This window comes from Mycobacterium colombiense, assembly GCF_001953985.1.
GTDB lineage: Bacteria > Actinomycetota > Actinomycetes > Mycobacteriales > Mycobacteriaceae > Mycobacterium > Mycobacterium colombiense_B.
Genome location: NZ_MBEI01000013.1, coordinates 1 through 19,542, shown reverse-complemented (window position 1 = coordinate 19,542; position 19,542 = coordinate 1). Strand labels below are relative to the sequence as shown.

The 19,542-nt window shown below is 68.1% G+C and carries 14 protein-coding genes and 2 pseudogenes; 9 read left to right on the top strand and 7 right to left on the bottom strand.

Going from position 1 to position 19,542, the window contains the following annotated elements:
- Window positions 1–42: 42 nt before the first annotated feature.
- The 5 genes and pseudogenes from secD to A5732_RS02725 form a co-directional block, all read left to right on the top strand.
- Window positions 43–1,329, top strand: a pseudogene (secD, locus tag A5732_RS02745) (protein translocase subunit SecD); the annotation flags it as partial.
- A 3-nt stretch (window positions 1,330–1,332) separates the two neighbouring features.
- Window positions 1,333–2,616: a protein translocase subunit SecF gene (secF, locus tag A5732_RS02740; RefSeq protein ID WP_076100496.1), complete on the top strand. Its 1,284-nt coding sequence runs from the start codon at window positions 1,333–1,335 to the stop codon at window positions 2,614–2,616.
- Between the two features lie 4 nt (window positions 2,617–2,620).
- A complete protein-coding gene (locus A5732_RS02735) occupies window positions 2,621–4,315 on the top strand; it encodes an ABC transporter substrate-binding protein (protein WP_076100494.1) in 1,695 nt (564 codons plus the stop codon).
- A gap of 7 nt (window positions 4,316–4,322) precedes the next feature.
- On the top strand, window positions 4,323–4,865 hold the full coding sequence (locus tag A5732_RS02730) for an adenine phosphoribosyltransferase (protein ID WP_076100492.1): 543 nt from the start codon (window positions 4,323–4,325) through the stop codon (window positions 4,863–4,865).
- A gap of 43 nt (window positions 4,866–4,908) precedes the next feature.
- Window positions 4,909–7,287, top strand: coding sequence for a RelA/SpoT family protein (locus A5732_RS02725; protein WP_064951926.1), 2,379 nt, complete (start codon window positions 4,909–4,911; stop codon window positions 7,285–7,287).
- Window positions 7,288–7,293: 6 nt separating this feature from the next.
- Here the strand turns inward: A5732_RS02725 and A5732_RS02720 are convergent, their stop codons facing one another.
- Both A5732_RS02720 and A5732_RS02715 read right to left on the bottom strand, forming a co-directional pair.
- On the bottom strand, window positions 7,294–9,045 hold the full coding sequence (locus tag A5732_RS02720) for a protein kinase domain-containing protein (protein ID WP_076100490.1): 1,752 nt from the start codon (window positions 9,043–9,045) through the stop codon (window positions 7,294–7,296).
- A gap of 75 nt (window positions 9,046–9,120) precedes the next feature.
- Window positions 9,121–10,017, bottom strand: a complete 897-nt coding sequence (locus tag A5732_RS02715) for a peptidylprolyl isomerase (protein WP_064951858.1) — start codon at window positions 10,015–10,017, stop codon at window positions 9,121–9,123.
- A 115-nt stretch (window positions 10,018–10,132) separates the two neighbouring features.
- Between A5732_RS02715 and A5732_RS02710 the strand changes: the two genes are divergently transcribed.
- Together A5732_RS02710 and hisS are read left to right on the top strand one after the other, a co-directional pair.
- Window positions 10,133–10,789, top strand: a complete 657-nt coding sequence (locus A5732_RS02710; RefSeq protein ID WP_076053321.1) for an MBL fold metallo-hydrolase — start codon at window positions 10,133–10,135, stop codon at window positions 10,787–10,789.
- Between the two features lie 3 nt (window positions 10,790–10,792).
- The gene (gene hisS, locus A5732_RS02705; protein ID WP_076100488.1) at window positions 10,793–12,067 is read left to right on the top strand and encodes a histidine--tRNA ligase; all 1,275 of its coding nucleotides are present in this window, start codon (window positions 10,793–10,795) and stop codon (window positions 12,065–12,067) included.
- A 156-nt stretch (window positions 12,068–12,223) separates the two neighbouring features.
- Here the strand turns inward: hisS and A5732_RS26840 are convergent, their stop codons facing one another.
- Entirely contained in the window at window positions 12,224–12,592 is a 369-nt protein-coding gene (locus A5732_RS26840) for a hypothetical protein (protein ID WP_142256538.1), read from the bottom strand.
- A 246-nt stretch (window positions 12,593–12,838) separates the two neighbouring features.
- Window positions 12,839–13,324: an SRPBCC family protein gene (locus tag A5732_RS02700; protein ID WP_076100486.1), complete on the bottom strand. Its 486-nt coding sequence runs from the start codon at window positions 13,322–13,324 to the stop codon at window positions 12,839–12,841.
- Between the two features lie 115 nt (window positions 13,325–13,439).
- On the opposite strand from A5732_RS02700, the gene A5732_RS02695 reads away from it, so the two are divergent.
- Window positions 13,440–14,936, top strand: a complete 1,497-nt coding sequence (locus A5732_RS02695; RefSeq protein WP_076100483.1) for an HNH endonuclease signature motif containing protein — start codon at window positions 13,440–13,442, stop codon at window positions 14,934–14,936.
- Between the two features lie 16 nt (window positions 14,937–14,952).
- Here the strand turns inward: A5732_RS02695 and A5732_RS02690 are convergent, their stop codons facing one another.
- A complete protein-coding gene (locus tag A5732_RS02690; protein ID WP_076100481.1) occupies window positions 14,953–16,272 on the bottom strand; it encodes an adenylate/guanylate cyclase domain-containing protein in 1,320 nt (439 codons plus the stop codon).
- 71 nt (window positions 16,273–16,343) lie between these two features.
- On the opposite strand from A5732_RS02690, the gene A5732_RS02685 reads away from it, so the two are divergent.
- A complete protein-coding gene (locus A5732_RS02685) occupies window positions 16,344–17,375 on the top strand; it encodes an Rv2578c family radical SAM protein (protein ID WP_076053313.1) in 1,032 nt (343 codons plus the stop codon).
- Between the two features lies 1 nt (window position 17,376).
- On the opposite strand, the gene A5732_RS02680 is transcribed toward A5732_RS02685, so the two are convergent.
- Both A5732_RS02680 and A5732_RS02675 read right to left on the bottom strand, forming a co-directional pair.
- On the bottom strand, window positions 17,377–19,008 hold the full coding sequence (locus A5732_RS02680; protein ID WP_076100478.1) for a chloride channel protein: 1,632 nt from the start codon (window positions 19,006–19,008) through the stop codon (window positions 17,377–17,379).
- A gap of 54 nt (window positions 19,009–19,062) precedes the next feature.
- Window positions 19,063–19,542: pseudogene (locus tag A5732_RS02675) on the bottom strand (hypothetical protein); the annotation flags it as partial.

Below are 19,542 nucleotides of genomic sequence, written 5' to 3'. Positions count from 1 at the left end.
TGAATAAGCGACCGGTAGGCGGGCGCGCGGCCGCGCCCGTATCCCCAGGACCCCCCGCCGACGCCCAGCCCCGCACCTCCGGCGCCCGGCTCGAACGCGCCCGCGCCCGCACCCGGCGCTCCCGCACCAGCGCCCGCTCCCGCGCCCGGCGCGCCGGCCGAAGGGGCGCCGCCCGCCGAAGCGCCCGCGCCGCCTGATCCGCGCAAGGAACTCGCCGATCGCATCGCCGACGAGAAGAAGTGGCGCCAGAGCACGCGTCAGGGCATCCAGTTCCTCGCCCTGCAGTTCCAGGCGACGCGCTGCGACAAAGAAGACATCCTGGCCGGCAACGACGATCCGGCCCAGCCGCTGATCACCTGCTCGACCGACCACAAGGTCGCCTACCTGCTGGGCCCGTCGATCATCAGCGGCGACCAGATCCAGGACGCCAGCGCGAGCCAGAACCAGCGCGGCATCGGCTACGTCGTCGACCTGCAATTCAAGTCCGCCGCTGCCAACACCTGGGCCGACTTCACCGCCGCCCACATCGGTACCCAGACCGCGTTCACCCTGGACTCGCAGGTCGTCAGCGCGCCGATGATCCAGGAAGCCATTCCCGGCGGCCGGACCCAGATCAGCGGTGGCGATCCGCCGTTCACCGCCGCGACCGCCAAGCAGCTGGCCAACGTCCTCAAATACGGCTCGCTGCCGCTGTCCTTCGAATCGTCGGAGGCCCAAACCGTCTCGGCGACACTGGGATTGACCTCGCTGCGGGCCGGGTTGGTCGCGGGCGCGATCGGCTTGATCCTGGTGCTGCTGTACTCGCTGCTCTACTACCGGGTGCTGGGATTGCTCACGGCGCTGTCGCTGGCCGCTTCCGGGGCAATGATTTTCGCGATCCTGGTGATCCTGGGCCGGCAGATCAACTACACCCTGGACCTGGCCGGCATCGCGGGTCTGATCATCGGTATCGGCACCACCGCCGACTCGTTCGTCGTCTTCTTCGAGCGCATCAAAGACGAGATCCGCGAGGGCCGTTCGTTCCGGTCGGCGGTGCCACGAGGCTGGGTGCGCGCCCGCAAGACGATCGTGTCGGGTAACGCCGTCACCTTCCTGGCCGCCGCGGTGCTCTACGCGCTGGCCATCGGCCAGGTGCGCGGATTCGCCTTCACGTTGGGCCTCACCACGGTCCTCGACATCGTGGTGGTGTTCCTGGTGACCTGGCCGCTGGTGTACCTGGCGTCCAAGTCCCCGACGCTGGCGAGGCCGGCCTACAACGGCCTGGGTGCCGTTCAGCAGGTTGCCCGCGAACGGCGGGCTTCGGCGCAGGTCAAGACGGGACGGGGATAACGCATGACTCCCTCCAAAGCCTCCAAAGACGCAACCGAGATCACCGAAGCATCCGAAGGCGCTACCGAATTGACCGACAGCGGCGCCGCCGGGCAGCCCCACCACGGCTTCCTGTCGCGCCTCTACACCGGCACCGGCGCGTTCGAGGTGGTCGGCCGGCGCCGGTTGTGGTTCGGCATCAGCGGCGCGATCGTCGCCATCGCCGTCCTGTCCATCCTGCTGCGCGGCTTCACCTTCGGCATCGACTTCAACGGCGGCACGACGGTGTCGATGCCCGCCGCCGGGAAGACCGGCATCGTGCAGACCTCGCAGGTGACCGAGGTGTTCCGCAAGGCCATCGGCAACGATCCGGAGACGGTGGTCGTCGTCGGCAACGGCGCGGGCGCGACCGTGCAGATCCGCTCGGAAACGCTGACCAACGACCAGACCACGAAGCTGCGCAACGCCCTGTTCGACGCCTTCGGACCCAAGGGCGCCGACGGCAAGCCCAGCAAGCAGGCGATCAGCGACGCGGCCGTCTCCGAGACCTGGGGCGACCAGATCACCGACAAGGCCCTGATCGCGCTCGCCGTCTTCCTGGTGCTGGTCGGCGTCTACATCATGATCCGCTACGAGCGGTACATGGCCATCTCCGCGCTGACCACCATGGTTTTCGACCTGAGCGTCACCGCCGGGGTGTACTCGCTGGTCGGTTTCGAGGTCACGCCGGCCACCGTCATCGGCTTGCTGACGATTCTCGGCTTCTCCCTCTACGACACCGTCATCGTGTTCGACAAGGTCGAGGAGAACACCCACGGCTTCCAGCACACCACCCGGCGCACCTTCGCCGAGCAGGCCAACCTGGCGATCAACCAGACGTTCATGCGTTCCATCAACACCAGCCTGATCAGCGTGCTGCCGGTGCTGGCGCTGATGGTCGTGGCGGTGTGGCTGCTGGGCGTCGGCACGCTGAAGGACCTGGCGCTGGTGCAGCTGGTCGGCATCCTGGTCGGCACCTACTCGTCGATCTTCTTCGCCACCCCGCTGCTGGTCACGCTGCGCGAGCGCACCGAGCTGGTGCGCACCCACACCCGACGCGTGACGCGCCGGCGCAGCCCCGGCTCCCGGGCGGCCGCCGACACCGGCGCCGGCGACGATGAGGCCGAGACCGCCGAGGAGGCGGACGAAGCGACGGCGGCGGCCGAGCCGTCCAAGCCCGCGCCGAGCAAGCCGGCGCCGGGCGCCCGTCCCGTGCGGCCGACCGGGACCCGTCGTCCCACCGGCAAGCGGAACGTCGGCCGGCGGTAGGCCCATGGCCACCGGGTACCGGGGAGCTGGGGCCGATCGTGGCGCGCTCATCGGCCGTCGGGCCCTCGCGGGGTGGATCGGCGGAGGATTGGCGGTAGTGCTGGTGGCCGCTGTCACGCTGACCGCCTGCGCGGGCAGCGCCGCGTCCCAGATCGACTACGTGGTCGACGGCCCGCTGTCCACCTACAACACCAACACCGTGGCCGGCGCCGCCTCGGCCGGAGCGCAGGCGTTCGCCCGCACGCTCACCGGCTTCAGCTATCACGGGCCCGACGGGCAAACCGTCGCCGACCGCGACTTCGGCACCGTGTCGGTGGTCGGTGGCACGCCGCTGGTGCTCGACTACCAGATCGCCGACAACGCCGTCTACTCCGACGGAAAGCCGGTGACCTGCGACGATATCGTCCTCGCCTGGGCGGCCCAGTCCGGCAAGTTCCCCGACTTCCATGCCGCCACCCAGGCCGGCTACCTCGACATCGCCAACGTCGAATGCATCCCCGGGCAAAAGAAGGCCCGGGTGTCCTTCATTCCGGACCGCGGCGTTGTGGACTACACCCAGCTGTTCACCGCGACCACGCTGATGCCGTCGCACGTCATCGCCGACCAACTCAACGTCGACGTGACCGCGGCCCTGCTCAGCAACAACGGGCCACTGGTGCAGCAGATCGCGAAGCTGTGGAACACCACCTGGGACCTCAAGCCCGGGATCGACGTCAAGCGTTTCCCGTCGTCGGGGCCGTACAAGATCGCATCCGTGTTGGACGGCGGCGCCGTGGTGCTCGTCGCCAACGACCGCTGGTGGGGGCCCAAGGCCATCACCAAGCGGGTCACCGTGTGGTCGCAGGGGCCCGACATCCAGGACCGGGTCAACAGCCGCAGCGTCGACGTGGTCGACGTCGCCGCGGGTTCCTCGGGGGCGCTGACCACGCCGGACAACTACGAGCGCTCCGACGGGCCGTCGGACGGCGTCGAGCAGCTGATCTTCGCCCCGCAGGGCCCGCTGGCGGCGCCCAAGGCCCGCCGCGCCGTCGCGCTGTGCACGCCACGCGATTCGCTGGCCAAGGACGCGGGGACGCCGATCGCCAACTCCCGCCTGGACCCGGCCACCGATGACGCCGTGTCGGCCGCTGACGGGGCCGCCGAGGCCGAACCGTTCGGCAAGGCCGACCCGGTCGCCGCGCGCAAGGCGCTGGGCGGCGCGCCCCTGACGGTGCGGATCGGGTATCAGGGGCCCAACGCGCGGCTCGCGGTCAACGTCGGCGTCATCACCAAGGCGTGCGCCGCGGCGGGTGTCACCGTCGCCGGCGTCATCCTGGACGGGCCGGGCCCGCAGGCGCTGCGGGACGGCAAGATCGACGCGTTGCTGGCCAGCACCGGCGGTGCCACCGGCAGCGGGTCGACGGGGTCGTCGGCGCTCGATGCCTACGCCCTGCACACCGGCAACGGCAACAACCTGTCCGGGTACTCGAATCCCCAGGTCGACAACGCAATCAGCGCGCTGGCCGTCTCGGCTGACGCCGCCGAACGAGTCCGGCTGTTGACCGAAACCGCCCCGGTACTGTGGGGCGACATGCCCACCCTGCCGCTGTACCGGCAGCAGCGCACGCTGTTGACCTCGAAGAAGATGTACGCGGTCAGCAAGAACCCGACGCGGTGGGGCGCTGGCTGGAACATGGACCGATGGGCGCTGATCCAGTGAGGCCCCGATGACGAGCGCCGGCGCGCGGGCGCCGGTCGCCGAGCTGATCGCGTCGCTGACGCGCAAGGTGGCCGATTTCCCCAAGCCCGGTGTCCAGTTCAAGGACCTCACCCCGGTGTTCGCGGACGCGACGGCGATGACGGCGGTCACCGGCGCATTGGCCGAGATCGCCTCCGGTGCGGATCTGGTGGCCGGCATCGAGGCCCGGGGATTCCTGCTGGCCGCGGCCGTCGCCGACCGGCTACAGACCGGTGTGCTGGCCATTCGCAAGGCCGGCAAGCTGCCGCCGCCGGTACACGCCGAGCGCTACGACCTGGAATACGGCAGCGCGACGCTGGAAATCCCCGCCGACGGCATGGACCTGCGCGGGACCAACATCACGATCATCGACGACGTGCTGGCCAGCGGCGGTACCCTGGCCGCGTCGGTGCGGCTGCTCGGGCGCGCCGGGGCCAACGTGATGGCGGCGGCGGTGGTGTTCGAACTGGGCGAGCTGCGCGGCCGGGAAGCGGTCGCGCCGTTGCCGGTACACAGCCTGACTTGCGAGTAGTGCTCAGGCATTGGAGATATCCTCGATTTCGGAGGTGACCAACGTGGCGGAGGAAAACAGCGCGGCGCAAGCGCTCGACGCGCCCACTAAAGTCACGGAGCCGCCGGCCATCACGCAGCCGATGGAGGTTCCGGAGCCACCGGCCGAATCCCTGAAAACGTCCAGCAGCGCGTCGCGGAGGGTCCGGGCCAGGCTGGCCCGCCGGATGACGGCGCAGCGCAGCACGCTCAACCCGGTGCTGGAACCGCTGGTGGCGGTGCACCGGGAGATCTACCCGAAGGCGAACGTGTCGCTGTTGCAGCGCGCCTTCGAGGTCGCCGACCAGCGGCACGCCAGCCAGCTACGCCATTCCGGCGACCCCTACATCACCCACCCGCTGGCCGTCGCGACCATTCTGGCCGAATTGGGCATGGACACCACGACTTTGGTGGCCGCGCTGCTGCACGACACCGTCGAGGACACCGGGTACACGCTGGACGCGTTGAGCGAGGAATTCGGCGAAGAGGTGGGCCACCTGGTCGATGGCGTCACCAAATTGGACCGGGTGGTGCTGGGCAGCGCCGCCGAGGGCGAGACCATCCGCAAGATGATCACCGCGATGGCGCGCGATCCGCGCGTGCTGGTGATCAAGGTCGCCGACCGGCTGCACAACATGCGCACCATGCGCTTCCTGCCGCCGGAGAAGCAGGCGCGCAAAGCCCGCGAGACGCTGGAAGTGATTGCGCCCCTTGCGCATCGGCTGGGGATGGCCAGCGTCAAGTGGGAACTGGAAGACCTGTCGTTCGCGATCTTGCATCCCAAGAAGTACGAGGAGATCGTCCGGCTGGTCGCCGGGCGCGCGCCGTCGCGGGACACCTACCTGGCCAAGGTGCGTGCGGAGATCGTCAACACCCTGGGCGCGTCGAAGATCAAGGCGACGGTCGAGGGTCGGCCCAAGCACTACTGGTCCATCTACCAGAAGATGATCGTCAAGGGCCGCGACTTCGACGACATCCACGACCTGGTCGGCATCCGCATCCTGTGCGACGAGATCCGCGACTGCTATGCCGCTGTCGGCGTGGTGCATTCGCTGTGGCAGCCGATGGCCGGGCGGTTCAAGGACTACATCGCCCAGCCGCGGTACGGCGTCTACCAGTCGCTGCACACCACCGTCGTGGGGCCGGAGGGCAAGCCGCTGGAGGTGCAGATCCGCACCCGCGACATGCACCGCACCGCCGAATACGGCATCGCCGCGCACTGGCGCTATAAGGAAGCCAAGGGGCGCAACGGCCTTCCGCATCCGCACGCCGCGGCCGAGATCGACGACATGGCCTGGATGCGCCAGCTGCTCGACTGGCAGCGGGAGGCCGCGGACCCGGGCGAGTTCCTCGAGTCCCTGCGCTATGACCTTGCGGTCCAAGAGATCTTCGTGTTCACGCCCAAGGGCGACGTGATCACCCTGCCCAACGGTTCGACACCGGTGGACTTCGCGTATGCGGTGCACACCGAGGTCGGGCACCGCTGCATCGGCGCCCGGGTGAACGGGCGGCTGGTGGCGCTGGAGCGCAAGCTGGAAAACGGCGAAGTCGTCGAGGTTTTCACCTCCAAGGCGGCCAACGCCGGGCCGTCGCGGGACTGGCAGCAGTTCGTGGTCTCACCACGCGCCAAGGCCAAGATCCGGCAGTGGTTCGCCAAGGAGCGCCGCGAGGAGGCGCTCGAATCCGGCAAGGACGCCATGGCCCGCGAGGTGCGTCGCGGCGGACTTCCGTTGCAGCGCTTGGTTAATGGCGAGACGCTGGCGGCGGTGGCGCGCGAGCTGCACTACACCGACGTGTCCGCGCTCTACACGGCGATCGGTGAGGGGCATGTGTCGGCCCGGCACGTCGTGCAGCGGCTGCTGGCCGAACTCGGCGGCATCGACCAGGCCGAGGAGGATCTCGCCGAACGGTCCACGCCGACAACCATGTTGCGCCGCCCGCGCAGCAGTGACGACGTCGGCGTCTCGGTCCCCGGTGCCCCCGGCGTGCTGACCAAGCTGGCGAAATGCTGCACCCCGGTGCCCGGCGACCAGATCATGGGGTTCGTCACCCGCGGCGGTGGCGTGAGCGTGCACCGCACCGACTGCACCAACGCGGCCTCGCTGCAGCAGCAGTCCGAGCGCATCATCGAAGTGCACTGGGCGCCATCGCCGTCGTCGGTGTTCCTGGTGGCCATCCAGGTCGAGGCGCTCGACCGGCACCGGCTGCTGTCGGACGTCACGCGGGTGCTGGCCGACGAGAAGGTCAACATCCTGTCCGCGTCGGTCACCACCTCCGGCGACCGAGTTGCCATCAGCCGCTTCACCTTTGAGATGGGCGACCCCAAGCACCTCGGCCATCTGCTCAACGTCGTGCGCAACGTCGAAGGCGTCTACGACGTCTACCGCGTGACGTCGGCGGCGTGAACCCGCCTAGCTCAGCCGCACCGAGGTGATCTTGACCGGGTTGGTGGGCGCGCCGCTCTGACGATTGCCGGCGATGCCCGCCCGGGCGATCTTGTCCAGGGTCTCCAGCCCGGCTTGATCGATGGTGCCCAGCACCGTGCTCTGCGGCTCCATCTCGGAATCCTTGAAGATCAAGGCGAATTGGCTGCCGTTGGTGTTGGGTCCCTCGGTGGCCATCACGATGGTGCCGCGCGGGTACACCACCGTCGCACGCAGCGCGGGGTCGTCGGGCTTGTATTGATCCGTGGGGTACTCGTCGCCGAATTCGTAACCGGGGCCGCCCGAGCCGTCCACCTCGGGGCCGCCACACAACAGCGATCCGCCGTCTTGTGAGCTGATCAGCCGGGCGCACTGGGTGTTGTCGAAGAACTGCTGCTTGGCCAGGCTGATGAAGCTGTTCACGGTGCAGGGGGACTCGGAATTGGCGAGCTGGATGGAGATGTCACCGAAGTTGGTGGAGATGACCGCGCCGATCTGCGGCGGAGTGGTGGACACCCGGCCCGACTGCGGCGGGTTCACCGGCCGGGTGACCGGGTCCGGCACCGAACGATATTGGCAGTTGGCCCCGAGATCGGCCGGCGGTGCGAATGCCGGCAACGGCGGTACCGTCGCCGACGCACTGGATCCGGGGTTCGACCCGGTCCTGCCGGGCGCCCGCGCCCGGGTCTGGGTGGAAGCTCCCGTGCTGTCGGCCGAACCGTGGCTCTGCGTCACCAGCGCGATGACCAGCGCCGCCACCGCGGCCAGCGCCAGCGCCGATGCGCCGACGATGCCGACCAGCAGACGCCGCGAATGCGTCGGGCGGCCGGGCTGCAACGGCGGATCGGCTTTGCTGGCCGGCGGGGGAGCCGCGGGCCCCGGGGGCGCCGCGCCCGGAGGTCCCGACGTAGCCGCGCCACCGAGCAGCGCCGCTCTGGCAGCCTCGGCGAGCTCGATTGCCGTCTGATACCGCTGTTCGGGGTCCTTGGCCATGCCGCGGGCGACAACCGCGTCGAAGGCCGACGGGACACCGGGTGCGGTTGCGGACGGTCGCGGCGGTGGGGCGTTCAGGTGCGCGTTGAGCTGTTCTTCGAGGCTCTCTCCCGCGTAGGGGCGCTTGCCGGTCAAGCACTCGTGCAAAACGCAGGCCAACGAGTAGACGTCGGCGCGGTGATCCGTTTTGCCTTTGAAGCGCTCGGGCGCCATGTACGCGACGGTGCCCATCGTGGCACCGGTCTGCGTGAGTTGGGTGTCGGCCTCCGTGCGGGCAAGACCGAAGTCGATCAAATAGACGAAATTGTGTGCGGTCGTGATCAAGATGTTCATCGGTTTGATGTCGCGGTGGATCAACCCCGCCTGGCGGGCGCTGTCCAGCGCCGCCGCGACCTGCTCGATCACCGCGACCGTTTGCTCGGGGCTGAGTCGGTCGCCGTTTTCGTTGATGTACTGCGACAAGTGGCGGCCCTCGATCAGCCGCATGTCGACATAGAGCCGGCCGTCCAGCTCGCCAAAACCGTGGATGGGCACCACGTGCGGGTCGTTGAGGGCCGCCGCTATGCGGGCCTCTCGGCGGAAACGCTGCTGAAAGTCTTGATCCTCAGCCAGATGCGGCGGAAGCACTTTCAGTGCGACTACCCGATCCGTGGTTGTGTCGTAGGCGCGGTATACGCGTCCCATCCCGCCGCGCCCCAACAAGTCCAAGATTCGGTAATGACCGAATGAGTCTGGATCCAGATTCACCCAACGACCATAAGCTCTCGGGGGTGCGCGTCGGGCGAATCCCGCCGATCAGAGGGAGTTTCGCGTCGATTCGGCCTAGTCGAGCAGCAGCGAGGTGATGGTCACCTCGGTGGCGGGTGCCCCGTCTTCACCGCCGCCGGCGACGCCGGCCTTGGCGATCTTGTCCAGGGTGGCCAGCCCGTCGGCCTGGATGGTGCCGAACACGGTGTACTGCGGCGGCAGCTGGGAGTCCTTGTACACCAAGAAGAATTGGCTGCCGTTGGTACCGGGCCCGGCGTTCGCCATGGCCAGGGTGCCGCGCGGATAGACGACGGGCTCCTGCGCCTTGGGGTCGTTCGGCGGGAACTGGTCGGTCGGGTATTCGTTGGCGAATTGGTAGCCCGGACCGCCGGTGCCCTCGCCCTTCGGGTCGCCGCACTGCAGGACGCCCAGGCCCTGCGAAGTGGTCAGCCGGTGGCACTTGGTGTTGTCGAAGTATTTCTGGCCCGCCAGGCTCGCGAAACTATTGACGGTGCAAGGTGATTCGTTGTTCGCCAGCAACAGGCCGATGTGGCCCTGGTTGGTGACCATGCTGGCGCTCACCTGGGCGGGATCGGTGGGCACTTTGCCCGTCCGCGGCGGCTTGACCTGCTTGGCCGCCGGCTCGGGTGAGGCCGGGTACTGACAGTTGGCGCCCACGTTGGCCGACGGCTTGAACGGCGGCAGCGGCGCGGTCTGACCCGGCTGGCCGGGCGCCGTCGTCTCCGGCGCGCTGCTGCTGCTGGTGGTCGTCGACGCCGCGGCGTTGCTCTTGTGGTCGTCGTGCTTGGTGTTGACGATCGTGATCACCACCGCCGCGATCACGGCCACGGCCACGATCGAGCCGGCCGCGATCAGCACGATCCTGCGCGTCTTGGCTTGCTTCGCTCGCCGCTCCAGCTGCCGTTCGAGCTTGCGCTTGGCGTTGGCACGTCGCTGTTCGTTGGTCGGCACGGCCGCTATGCCTCCATGATTTGGATCGGGGCCCCTTAAACGGGAGAGTTGCCAGCTCAGGCTAATGTGGGCGCCGCGACTCGTGTCAAGTGGGGCCCATGGGAAACTGGGAACCGTGTTGATCACCGGATTTCCCGCCGGCATGTTGCAGTGCAACTGCTACGTGCTGGCCGAGCGGCCAGGAACGGACGCCGTCATCGTGGATCCGGGACAGCGGGCGATGGGTCCGCTGCGAGACATCCTGGACAAAAACCGGCTGACACCGGCCGCGGTGCTGCTGACCCACGGGCACATCGACCACATGTGGTCGGCGCAGAAGGTGTCCGACACCTACGGTTGCCCGACCTACATCCATCCCGAGGACAGGTTCATGCTCACCGACCCGATCTACGGCCTAGGCCCGCGCCTGGCGCAGATGGTGGCGGGCGCCTTCTGGCGGGAGCCCAAGCAGGTGGTCGAGCTGGACCGCGACGGCGACAAGCTGGACTTGGGCAGTGTGACCGTCAACGTCGACCACACGCCCGGACACACCCGCGGGTCGGTGGTGTTCCGGGTCGCCGGGGACGATGACGTGGTGTTCACCGGTGACACGCTGTTCGAACGCGCGGTGGGCCGCACCGACCTGTTCGGCGGCAGCGGCCGTGACCTGCTGACCTCGATCGTCGACAAACTTCTGGTGCTGGACGACAAGACCGTGGTGTTGCCGGGGCACGGCAACTCCACCACCATCGGCGCCGAGCGCCGCCTCAACCCGTTCCTCGAAGGCCTGTAGCCCGTGAGCGAGTTCTCCGCGTTTTCTGCGCCCAAGGGCGTGCCGGACTACGTCCCGCCGGATTCGGCCCCGTTCGTCGCGGTGCGCGACGGCCTGCTCGACGCCGCCCGCCGGGCCGGCTACGGCGATATCGAGTTGCCCATCTTCGAAGACACCGCCCTGTTCGCCCGTGGCGTCGGCGAATCCACCGACGTGGTGTCCAAAGAGATGTACACGTTCGCCGACCGTGGCGATCGTTCGGTGACGTTGCGGCCCGAGGGCACGGCGGGCGTGGTGCGCGCGGTCATCGAACACGGCCTGGACCGCGGCGCGCTGCCGGTCAAACTCTGTTACGCGGGGCCGTTTTTCCGCTATGAACGTCCGCAGGCCGGCCGCTATCGCCAGCTGCAGCAGGTCGGCGTAGAGGCGATCGGCGTCGACGACCCGGCCCTGGACGCCGAGGTGATCGCGATCGCCGACGCCGGCTTCCGCTCCCTCGGGCTGGACGGATTCCGCCTGGAGATCACCTCGCTGGGTGACGACAGCTGCCGACCGCAGTACCGGGAACTGTTGCAGGACTTCCTGTTTGCCCTCGACCTGGACGAGGAGACGCGACGGCGGGCGCAGATCAACCCGCTGCGGGTGCTCGACGATAAGCGGCCCGAGGTGCGCGCCATGACGGCGGACGCCCCGGTGCTGCTCGATCACCTGTCCGATGCGGCCAAGCAACACTTCGACACCGTGTTGGCGCACCTGGACGCGATGGGGGTGCCCTACGTCATCAACCCCCGCATGGTGCGCGGGCTGGACTACTACACGAAGACCACGTTCGAGTTCGTGCACGACGGCCTGGGCGCGCAATCGGGCATCGGCGGCGGTGGCCGCTACGACGGGCTGATGCACCAGCTCGGCGGACAAGACCTGTCCGGCATCGGGTTTGGGCTCGGTGTAGACCGGACACTGCTGGCGCTGCGCGCGGAGGGCAAGAGCGTGGCGGAGACCGCGCGGTGCGAGGTGTTCGGCGTGCCGCTGAGCGAGCAGGCCAAGCTGCGGCTGGCGGTGCTGGCCGCGCAGTTGCGCGCCGGCGGTGTGCGCGTGGACCTGGCCTACGGCGACCGCGGTCTCAAGGGCGCGATGCGCGCGGCAGACCGCTCCGGGGCCCGGATCGCGCTGGTCCTCGGCGACCGCGACATCGAGGCCGGCACCGTCGGGGTGAAGGATCTCGGGACCGGGGAGCAGGTCCCCGTCGCGCTGGATTCCGTTGTCGCCGAGGTGCTTTCGCAACTCGACAGCACGTAGTCGCCTGCGCCGTACCCGTTTAGCCCCACTCGGTCAGCCACGGCGGTGATCCAACAACGCATCCGCCACGTGAATCGACGGCAGCCGGCCGCCCCGCTCCTGAGCGCCATGGCGAAGAGCGCGCGGAACTTCGGTTGCGCCCAGAGGCCCCGCGACCTAGAACGACGATGGATCGGGCAGTGCCGCGCCGGGCGAATACGGCACGGCAGGACTCAGCCCCGGCAACACCGTGCTCGGATAGCCCGGAGCCACGGGGGCTGTACTGGAACCGCTGCCGGGAAAGAAGGAATTCAATAGAGAACCGAGCTCGCCGAAGATCGTGTTGGCGATATTCACAGCGGTGGCCGGGTTGAGCTCGGCGGGGGCCGGGACTGGCACTGGATCGTCGACAGGCAAAGGTTGCTGCGGAGCCGCTCCTGCGACCCCGCCGCCAAACCCAATTGCGGCCAGCGCGAGCGCCGTACCCAGCGCGGCTCGGGTCAGTGGTCTGCGAGCGTCCGAAATGGCAAACATGTTCCGTAACAAGGGAATACTCCTCAACTTCCGCTGGAGCGCCGGTGCTTCAGACACTCAAGTGGTTGCGGTAACAATGCTCGTCAAGAATCACAATTGAAGCACGACACGATCACAGACCGAACTCTATAGATTTGCTTACCAACCTTGGAATTCGCTTATTCTGGGTCCCTCGGCCCGAAGACTGTCCGTGTGATCGCGGCGGCAATGGGTTGCTTCGTTGGCGGTCACGTTGGCGGGTGGCGGTGGCTGGGGGGTTTATCCGCGGGGATAACCGCGGCGCACCGTGCGGTCGAGAATTCCCAGCGTCGCGCGCAATGCGCCCTCGGACAGAATCGGGAAAATTCCGGCTTCCCGCCACTTCGGGTCGATGTTCGACCAGTCGTAGAACGAGGTGACGATCGTGGCCGAGCCGTCCTCGGTGGGTGTGAGCGCGTAGCCGTAGACATGACCGATCGGCGGCCGAATCTGGCCGAGAACCGTCCAGGAAATCAGCCGATCCTGCTCGAAGTCCTTGATGTCGACGGTGACGTCGTATTTGCCCAATTCCGGCAAATCGTTCAATGATTCGCGGTCCATGTGAACGACGAACTGGTCACCGGCGGCGCGCACCGGTTCGCCCTCGGCGTCTTGAAGCATTCCGGACGAGTCGATCGCCACGTGGCCCTGCGGGTCGCACAGCACTGCGAAGATGGCCGGGGCGGGCGCGGCGATGGTGCGGGAAGTCTCGATGCGTTCGCTCATTTTTCCTCGCGGCCGGCGTAGGGAGGTTGTGACCCGCAGCTTAACCTCGTTCGCGAGCTCCCCCTATGGTCGCCGCGCCCGAAACGTGTCGTACCCCGGTGCCATAATCGAACCTATGTTCGAAGAGGTGATCGCCCGGTTCGACGAGCTTGTCGAGCGGCACCATCCGTCGCCAACGCCGGAGTCCGCCGCGCTGTTGGAGCGGATCGGTGTGTTCTCGCGGGTCGAAAACCGGGCGGCGGCCGAGCAGTTGACTGCGATAGGGGAGTTGTTTTCGTATCGGCTTTCGCGGTGTTCGGAATCCGAGGAGTGGGCGGTCGACACCGAGGCGGCGGTCAGCGCGGAAGTGGCCGCGGAGTTGCGAATCGGCCAGGGGCTGGCCGCCAGCCGAGTGCGGTATGCCCGTGCAATGCGCGAACGGCTGCCGAACGTCGGTGACGTCTTTCGGGCGGGTGACCTCGATTTTCGGTTGTTCGCCACCATCGTCTACCGCACCGATCTGATCATCGACCCCGACGTGTTGGCGGCGGTCGACGCCGAGTTGGCGATCAAGGTGCCGCGCTGGCCGTCGATGACGCAGGGGCGGTTGGCCGCACAGGTGGACAAGATCGTGGCCCGCGCCGACGCGGACGCCGTGCGCCGGCGCACCGAAAGCCGGACCGACCGCCAGGTCTGGGTCGTCGATATGGAAGGCGGCCTGTCGCACATCGAAGGCAGTCTGTTGAGCCCGGATGCGCATGCGCTGGATCGGCGGTTGGACGCGCTAGCGGCCACGGTGTGCGAGCGGGACCCGCGCAGCCGCGAGCAGCGCCGCGCCGATGCGTTGGGGGCGTTGGCCGCCGGCGCGGACCGGCTGGGATGCCGGTGCGGGTTCGCGGATTGCACCGCGGGGGAACGGGGTTCCGCCGGGCCGGTGGTGATTCATGTGATCGCCGAGCGCGCCACCCTGACTGGCGGCCAGGCGCCGGCCGTCGAGGTGGGTGCCGAGGGATTGATCCCGCCGGAGCTGCTGGCCGAGCTGGCCGCCTCGGCGAAGCTGCTGCCGCTGGTTCACCCGGTTGACTCCGCGCCCGAGCCGCGTCACGTGCCATCGAAGGCGCTGGCAGAGTTTGTGCGGTGTCGAGATTTGACCTGCCGCTGGCCGGGTTGTGACCGCCCTGCCATCGAGTGCGATGTGGACCATACGATTCCCTACAGCGAGGGCGGACCAACCCACGCGTCGAACCTCAAATGTCTTTGTCGCACACATCATTTGGCGAAGACCTTTTGGGGCTGGCAGGAACGCCAGTTGTCCGACGGGACCCTGATCCTGACCGCCCCGTCGGGGCGCTCCTATGTCACCACGCCGGGCAGCGCCCTGCTCTTCCCGAGCCTGTGCGCGCCCACCGGCGAGATCCGCCCGCCAGTGCCGCGGGCGGCCGACCACTGCGGCGAGCGCGCCGCGATGATGCCCAAGCGGTCGCGCACCCGGGCCCAGAATCGGGCCCACCGCGTCGCCGCCGAACGCCGGCAGAATCGATTGGCCCGGCAAGCGAGACGTCGAGAACGCGAGGCCGCCTACTTCGGTCCCGCTCCACCGGCCGATGGCGACGATGATCCACCGCCATTCTGATTGCCGGGCAACCGCTTTACCAGGCGGTGACGGCGAACAATCGCCAATCACCGGGCACACCCTTGAGTTGGTGTGTGCCGCGCTCTTCGAATTCCAGCCCCGACCCAATCACCAAGTCGCACAACGTGCTTGACACGAGCACGTCGTTCGGGCCAGCCAATGCACTTACCCGCGCGCCGATGTGCACGCCGATGCCGCCGATGTCGTCGCCGCGGACTTCGCATTCGCCGGTGTGCAGCCCTGCGCGCACCTCGATTTCGAGCGCCTGCACCGCGTCGCGAATCGCCACGGCGCAGCGGATCGCTCGCTGAGGGCCATCGAACATCGCGAGGAAGCCGTCACCCGAGGTGTTGACCTCGCGGCCCCGAAACCGGGACAGTTGCGCACGGACGACGGCATCGTGCGCATCAAGCAAGGCATGCCAGTCCCGGTCGCCCATCTCTGCGGCCCGCCGTGTCGAGTCCACGATGTCGGTGAACAGCACCGTGGCCAGCACCCGATCATCGGCCACATCGAGCTGGTGTCCGGTGAGAAACTGCGCGATCTCTCGGAAGGATTCTCGCCATGGTTCGACTATGTGGAACAGATTTCGCCCAGGCAGCTCAACGTACTTCGCAGCTGGAATGTGATCGGCGATGTACTTGCCCCAATCCCGGGGTATCACAGCGTCATCCATGTGTTGGACGACGAGCGTGGGCACGCGGATCGCCGGGAGCAGTGCACGTACGTCCATTTCCGCCATGAAACGCAGCGTGAGAGCAGCGGTGCCTGGACTCGCTGACAGGCGTTCGAACCGAGCCGAAGTTGCCCGAATCTCCTCGTTCCAGGGCATGTCCGGGTTCAGGATATGTTGCGACTCTCCTGTGCCCCACATGTCGATCAGCGCGGCGGCGACTTCGTCGAGAGCGGGACCACTGGTGCGCGAGGCGTTCGGATCCGCGTAGCCCTCTAGCACTACCAGCCCGGTTGTGCGTGAAGGATGCGTTGCCGCAAACAGGGTCCCCGCCGCGAGCGCGCCGACGCCCGCGATAAGGACCGCCTCGCGACTCCCGAGAGCGTCGAGCACCGCAGTAATGCTGTCGACCCATTGCTCCAGGGTTGCCGGCACGCCCGATTTGACGGGATCGGAGGCTCCCATGCCCGGCTGATCGAAGAAGATCAGTCGACCGAGCGATGTCATCGCCTCGACCCAGCCTTGAATGGCCGGCATTTCGGGCGCGAGCTCGCAGTTTGAGAACCAGTTCGGGATGAACACGATGTCGCGTGGACCTTCGGGCGAAGCTCGGTAGGCGACGCGCATGTCCCCGTTCAGCGCATAGCGCGTTTCCGAGAACATTGCGGAAGTGTAAGCCGCTCGCGCGAGCTCCGTGCTTGACTCGCCCTCGAACTAATGTTCGAATAGGTCACATGCGGTGGGCAAACCAGGCCGTCGCGGTCAACGGGACGCCGGTCGAAGAGGACGGGGCGCTCCCGGGGCTGCAACGCATCGGCTTCCTGCGCAGCGTGCGCTCGCCGCAGTTCGACGGGATCACCTTTCACGAGGTGGTGTGCAAGTCCGCGCTGAACAAGGTGCCGAACGCGGCGGCGCTGCCGTTCCGCTACACCGTCAACGGCTACCGCGGCTGCTCGCACGCCTGCCGGTACTGCTTCGCTCGGCCCACCCACGAATACCTGGAGCTAAACTGCGGCAAGGACTTTGACACTCAGGTCGTCGTCAAGACCAACGTCGTCGAGGTGCTGCGTCGCGAGCTGCGGCGGCCGTCCTGGCAGCGCGAGACCGTCGCCCTGGGCACCAACACCGATCCCTACCAGCGGGCCGAGGGGCGCTACGCGCTGATGCCCGGCATCATCGGCGCCCTGGCCGAATCGGGCACGCCGCTGTCGATCCTGACCAAGGGCACGCTGCTGCGGCGCGACCTGCCGCTGATCTCCCAAGCCGCCGCGCAGGTTCCGGTCTCGGTCGCGGTGTCGCTGGCCGTCGGCGATCCCGAGCTGCACAAGGACGTCGAGCCCGGCACGCCCACACCGCAGGCGCGGCTGGGCCTGATCAGCGCGATCCGTGCCGCCGGGCTGGACTGTCATGTGATGGTCGCGCCGGTGCTGCCGCATCTCACCGATTCCGCCGAGCATCTCGACGGGCTGCTAGGCCAGATCGCGGCGGCCGGCGCTAGTAGCGTCACGGTCTTCGGCCTGCATCTGCGCAGCTCCACCCGGGGCTGGTTCATGGCGTGGCTGGCCCGCTCGCATCCCGAGCTGGTCGGCCGCTATCGCGAGCTGTACCGGCGCGGTGCCTACCTGCCGCAGGGCTATCGCGACATGTTGCGGGAGCGGGCCGCCCCGCTGATCGCCAAGCATCGGCTGGCCGGCGACCACCGCCCGTTCTCGCGAGCGGTCTCGCCCGCGCCGCCGCCGGAACCCGTTCAGGCGACGCTGTTTTGAGCTAGTCGGGCTCGACGACCCGTCGGGCGCGCCGCCGCGCGAACGCGATGAAGTGCCGGGTGCGCTGGGTGTCTTCGTTGATGTCGTGCAGGCGGGCGGCAAGGAGATCCTGCAGCAGCAGGTGACCTTGTTCGGCGCCCTCCGGCGACAGGACGCGCAGCGCGCGGCCGCCCGATTCGGCGAGGACGTTCGCGGCATGCCGCAGGGTGTCGCGGCTGCTGACGCTGCCGCCCGTGGGTATGTCCGCCGGCTCGGGATGCATGACGTCGGCAACGAAGAACGCTTCGAGCGGGTCGGTGGTGTAGTCGCGGGTCAGGTGCAGGCCACGCCGGGCGATCTTCTCGGTCAGCACGGATCGGTCGAGCATCATCACGGACGCGGCGTAGGCGGTGGTGGAGGCGACGATCAAGGGGAGCAGCGCGGGCCAGGCATGGGTGAGCTCGAGGGTGAACACGATGCCGGTCAGCGGCGAGCGCATGACGCCGCCCACCACGGCCGCCAGCCCGAGGATCGCCCAGAAACCCGGGAACACGTGCGGCAGGCCTTGTCCCACAAGGGCTCCGAGCGCGCCGCCGATCATGAACACCGGCGCGAGCACGCCGCCCGACGTGCCCGAACCCAACGACAGTGACCAGATGGCGGTCTTCACGACGAGAATGCCGACGATCAGGGACAGGGTGGCGTGGCCGGTGAGCAGCGCGTCGATCACGTCGTAGCCGACGCCGAGGGCCCGTGGCTCGACCAGCCCGCCCGCCCCGATCACCAGGCCGCCGATCGCGGGCCACCACATCCAGTGGATCGGCAGGCGCGAGAACGCGTCTTCGGCCAGATACACCAGACGAGTGGCGGCGATGGCGACCACCGCGCCGCACGCCCCGATGACGAGCGCGAGCAGGTCGATCTTCCAGTCGATGCGGCTCAGGTGCGCAACGTCGACCGGGAAGACCGGGGCGCCGCCCAGAATGAATTGGCGCACGACGGTCGCGACGACGACCGCCGCGGTCACCGGAATCATGCTGCGGGGCCGCCATTCGAACAGCAGCAGCTCCACCGCCAGCAGGATGGACGCCAGCGGCGAATTGAAGGTGGCCGCCATCCCGCCGGCGGCTCCGGAAACCAGCAGGATCTTGCGCTCGTCGGCGGTCAGGTGCAGGTGTTGGGCGAGGATCGACCCGAGCGCCCCGCCGGTCATGATGATCGGACCCTCGGCGCCGAACGGGCCGCCGGTGCCGATGCTGATTGCGGCCGAAATAGGTTTGAGGATAGCGACTTTCGGTTCGACACGGCTGCCCTGGGTGAGAATCGCCTCGATCGCTTCGGGCATGCCGTGACCGCGGATCTTCTCCGAGCCCAGCCGCGCCATGACGCCGACCACCAGGCCGCCGACGACGGGGGCGCCCAGCAACAACCACCACGGATGAGGGTGGGACCCCGGGGCCACCAGGCCGACGGCCCAGCGCTGGTAGAAGACGAGGTTGGTGACCAACCCGATCAACCGGAGCAGGCACCACGCCGCGCCCGCGGCAAGCGCCCCGATCGGCACCGCGAGCGCCGTGATCAGCAGCATGCGCCGATCGACCACGAAGTCCGCCAGGCGGCCCCCGGCGACCGGACCACCCGGCGATTCAACCATTTCTGAAGTATTTCACAGGGATAAAATCCGCTGTGGCCATGTTGCTGGGCCGGGCTAGCCGGCCTTGTCACCACGCGGCTTGGTGAGCGTGAACTCGTCGATCACCGCGACCTCACCGAAAGGTCCCCGCAGCGCGTAGTGCGTCGCCTTGATCGAGGTGTCACCGCCGGGTGGACCAGGGTCGACGTCGAAACCCACGAAACCATAAGGGTTCTCGCGGTCGCGAAACGCCGACCACGGCGCGTCCTCCAGAACGTAGATCGGCGCCTTGCGACCCAGCCCGGGGTCGAATGCGCCCACGCCGGTCAGCACGCGGCACCGGAGATCGGGGAAGAACATCGCGTTGCTCGGCGCCGAGGTGCCGCCGCCACCGATGACCAGGTGCACCGTTCCGCGTGTGGCGTCGACGACATCGTTTCGGGTGTCGACGGGTATCGGCGTGCGGGTGTCGGTGCCCAGCGTGCCGCGCAACGGGTGCGAGCGCTCGTAGTGGTGTTCGTGACCGCACAGCACCAGATCGACCCGGTACTGGTC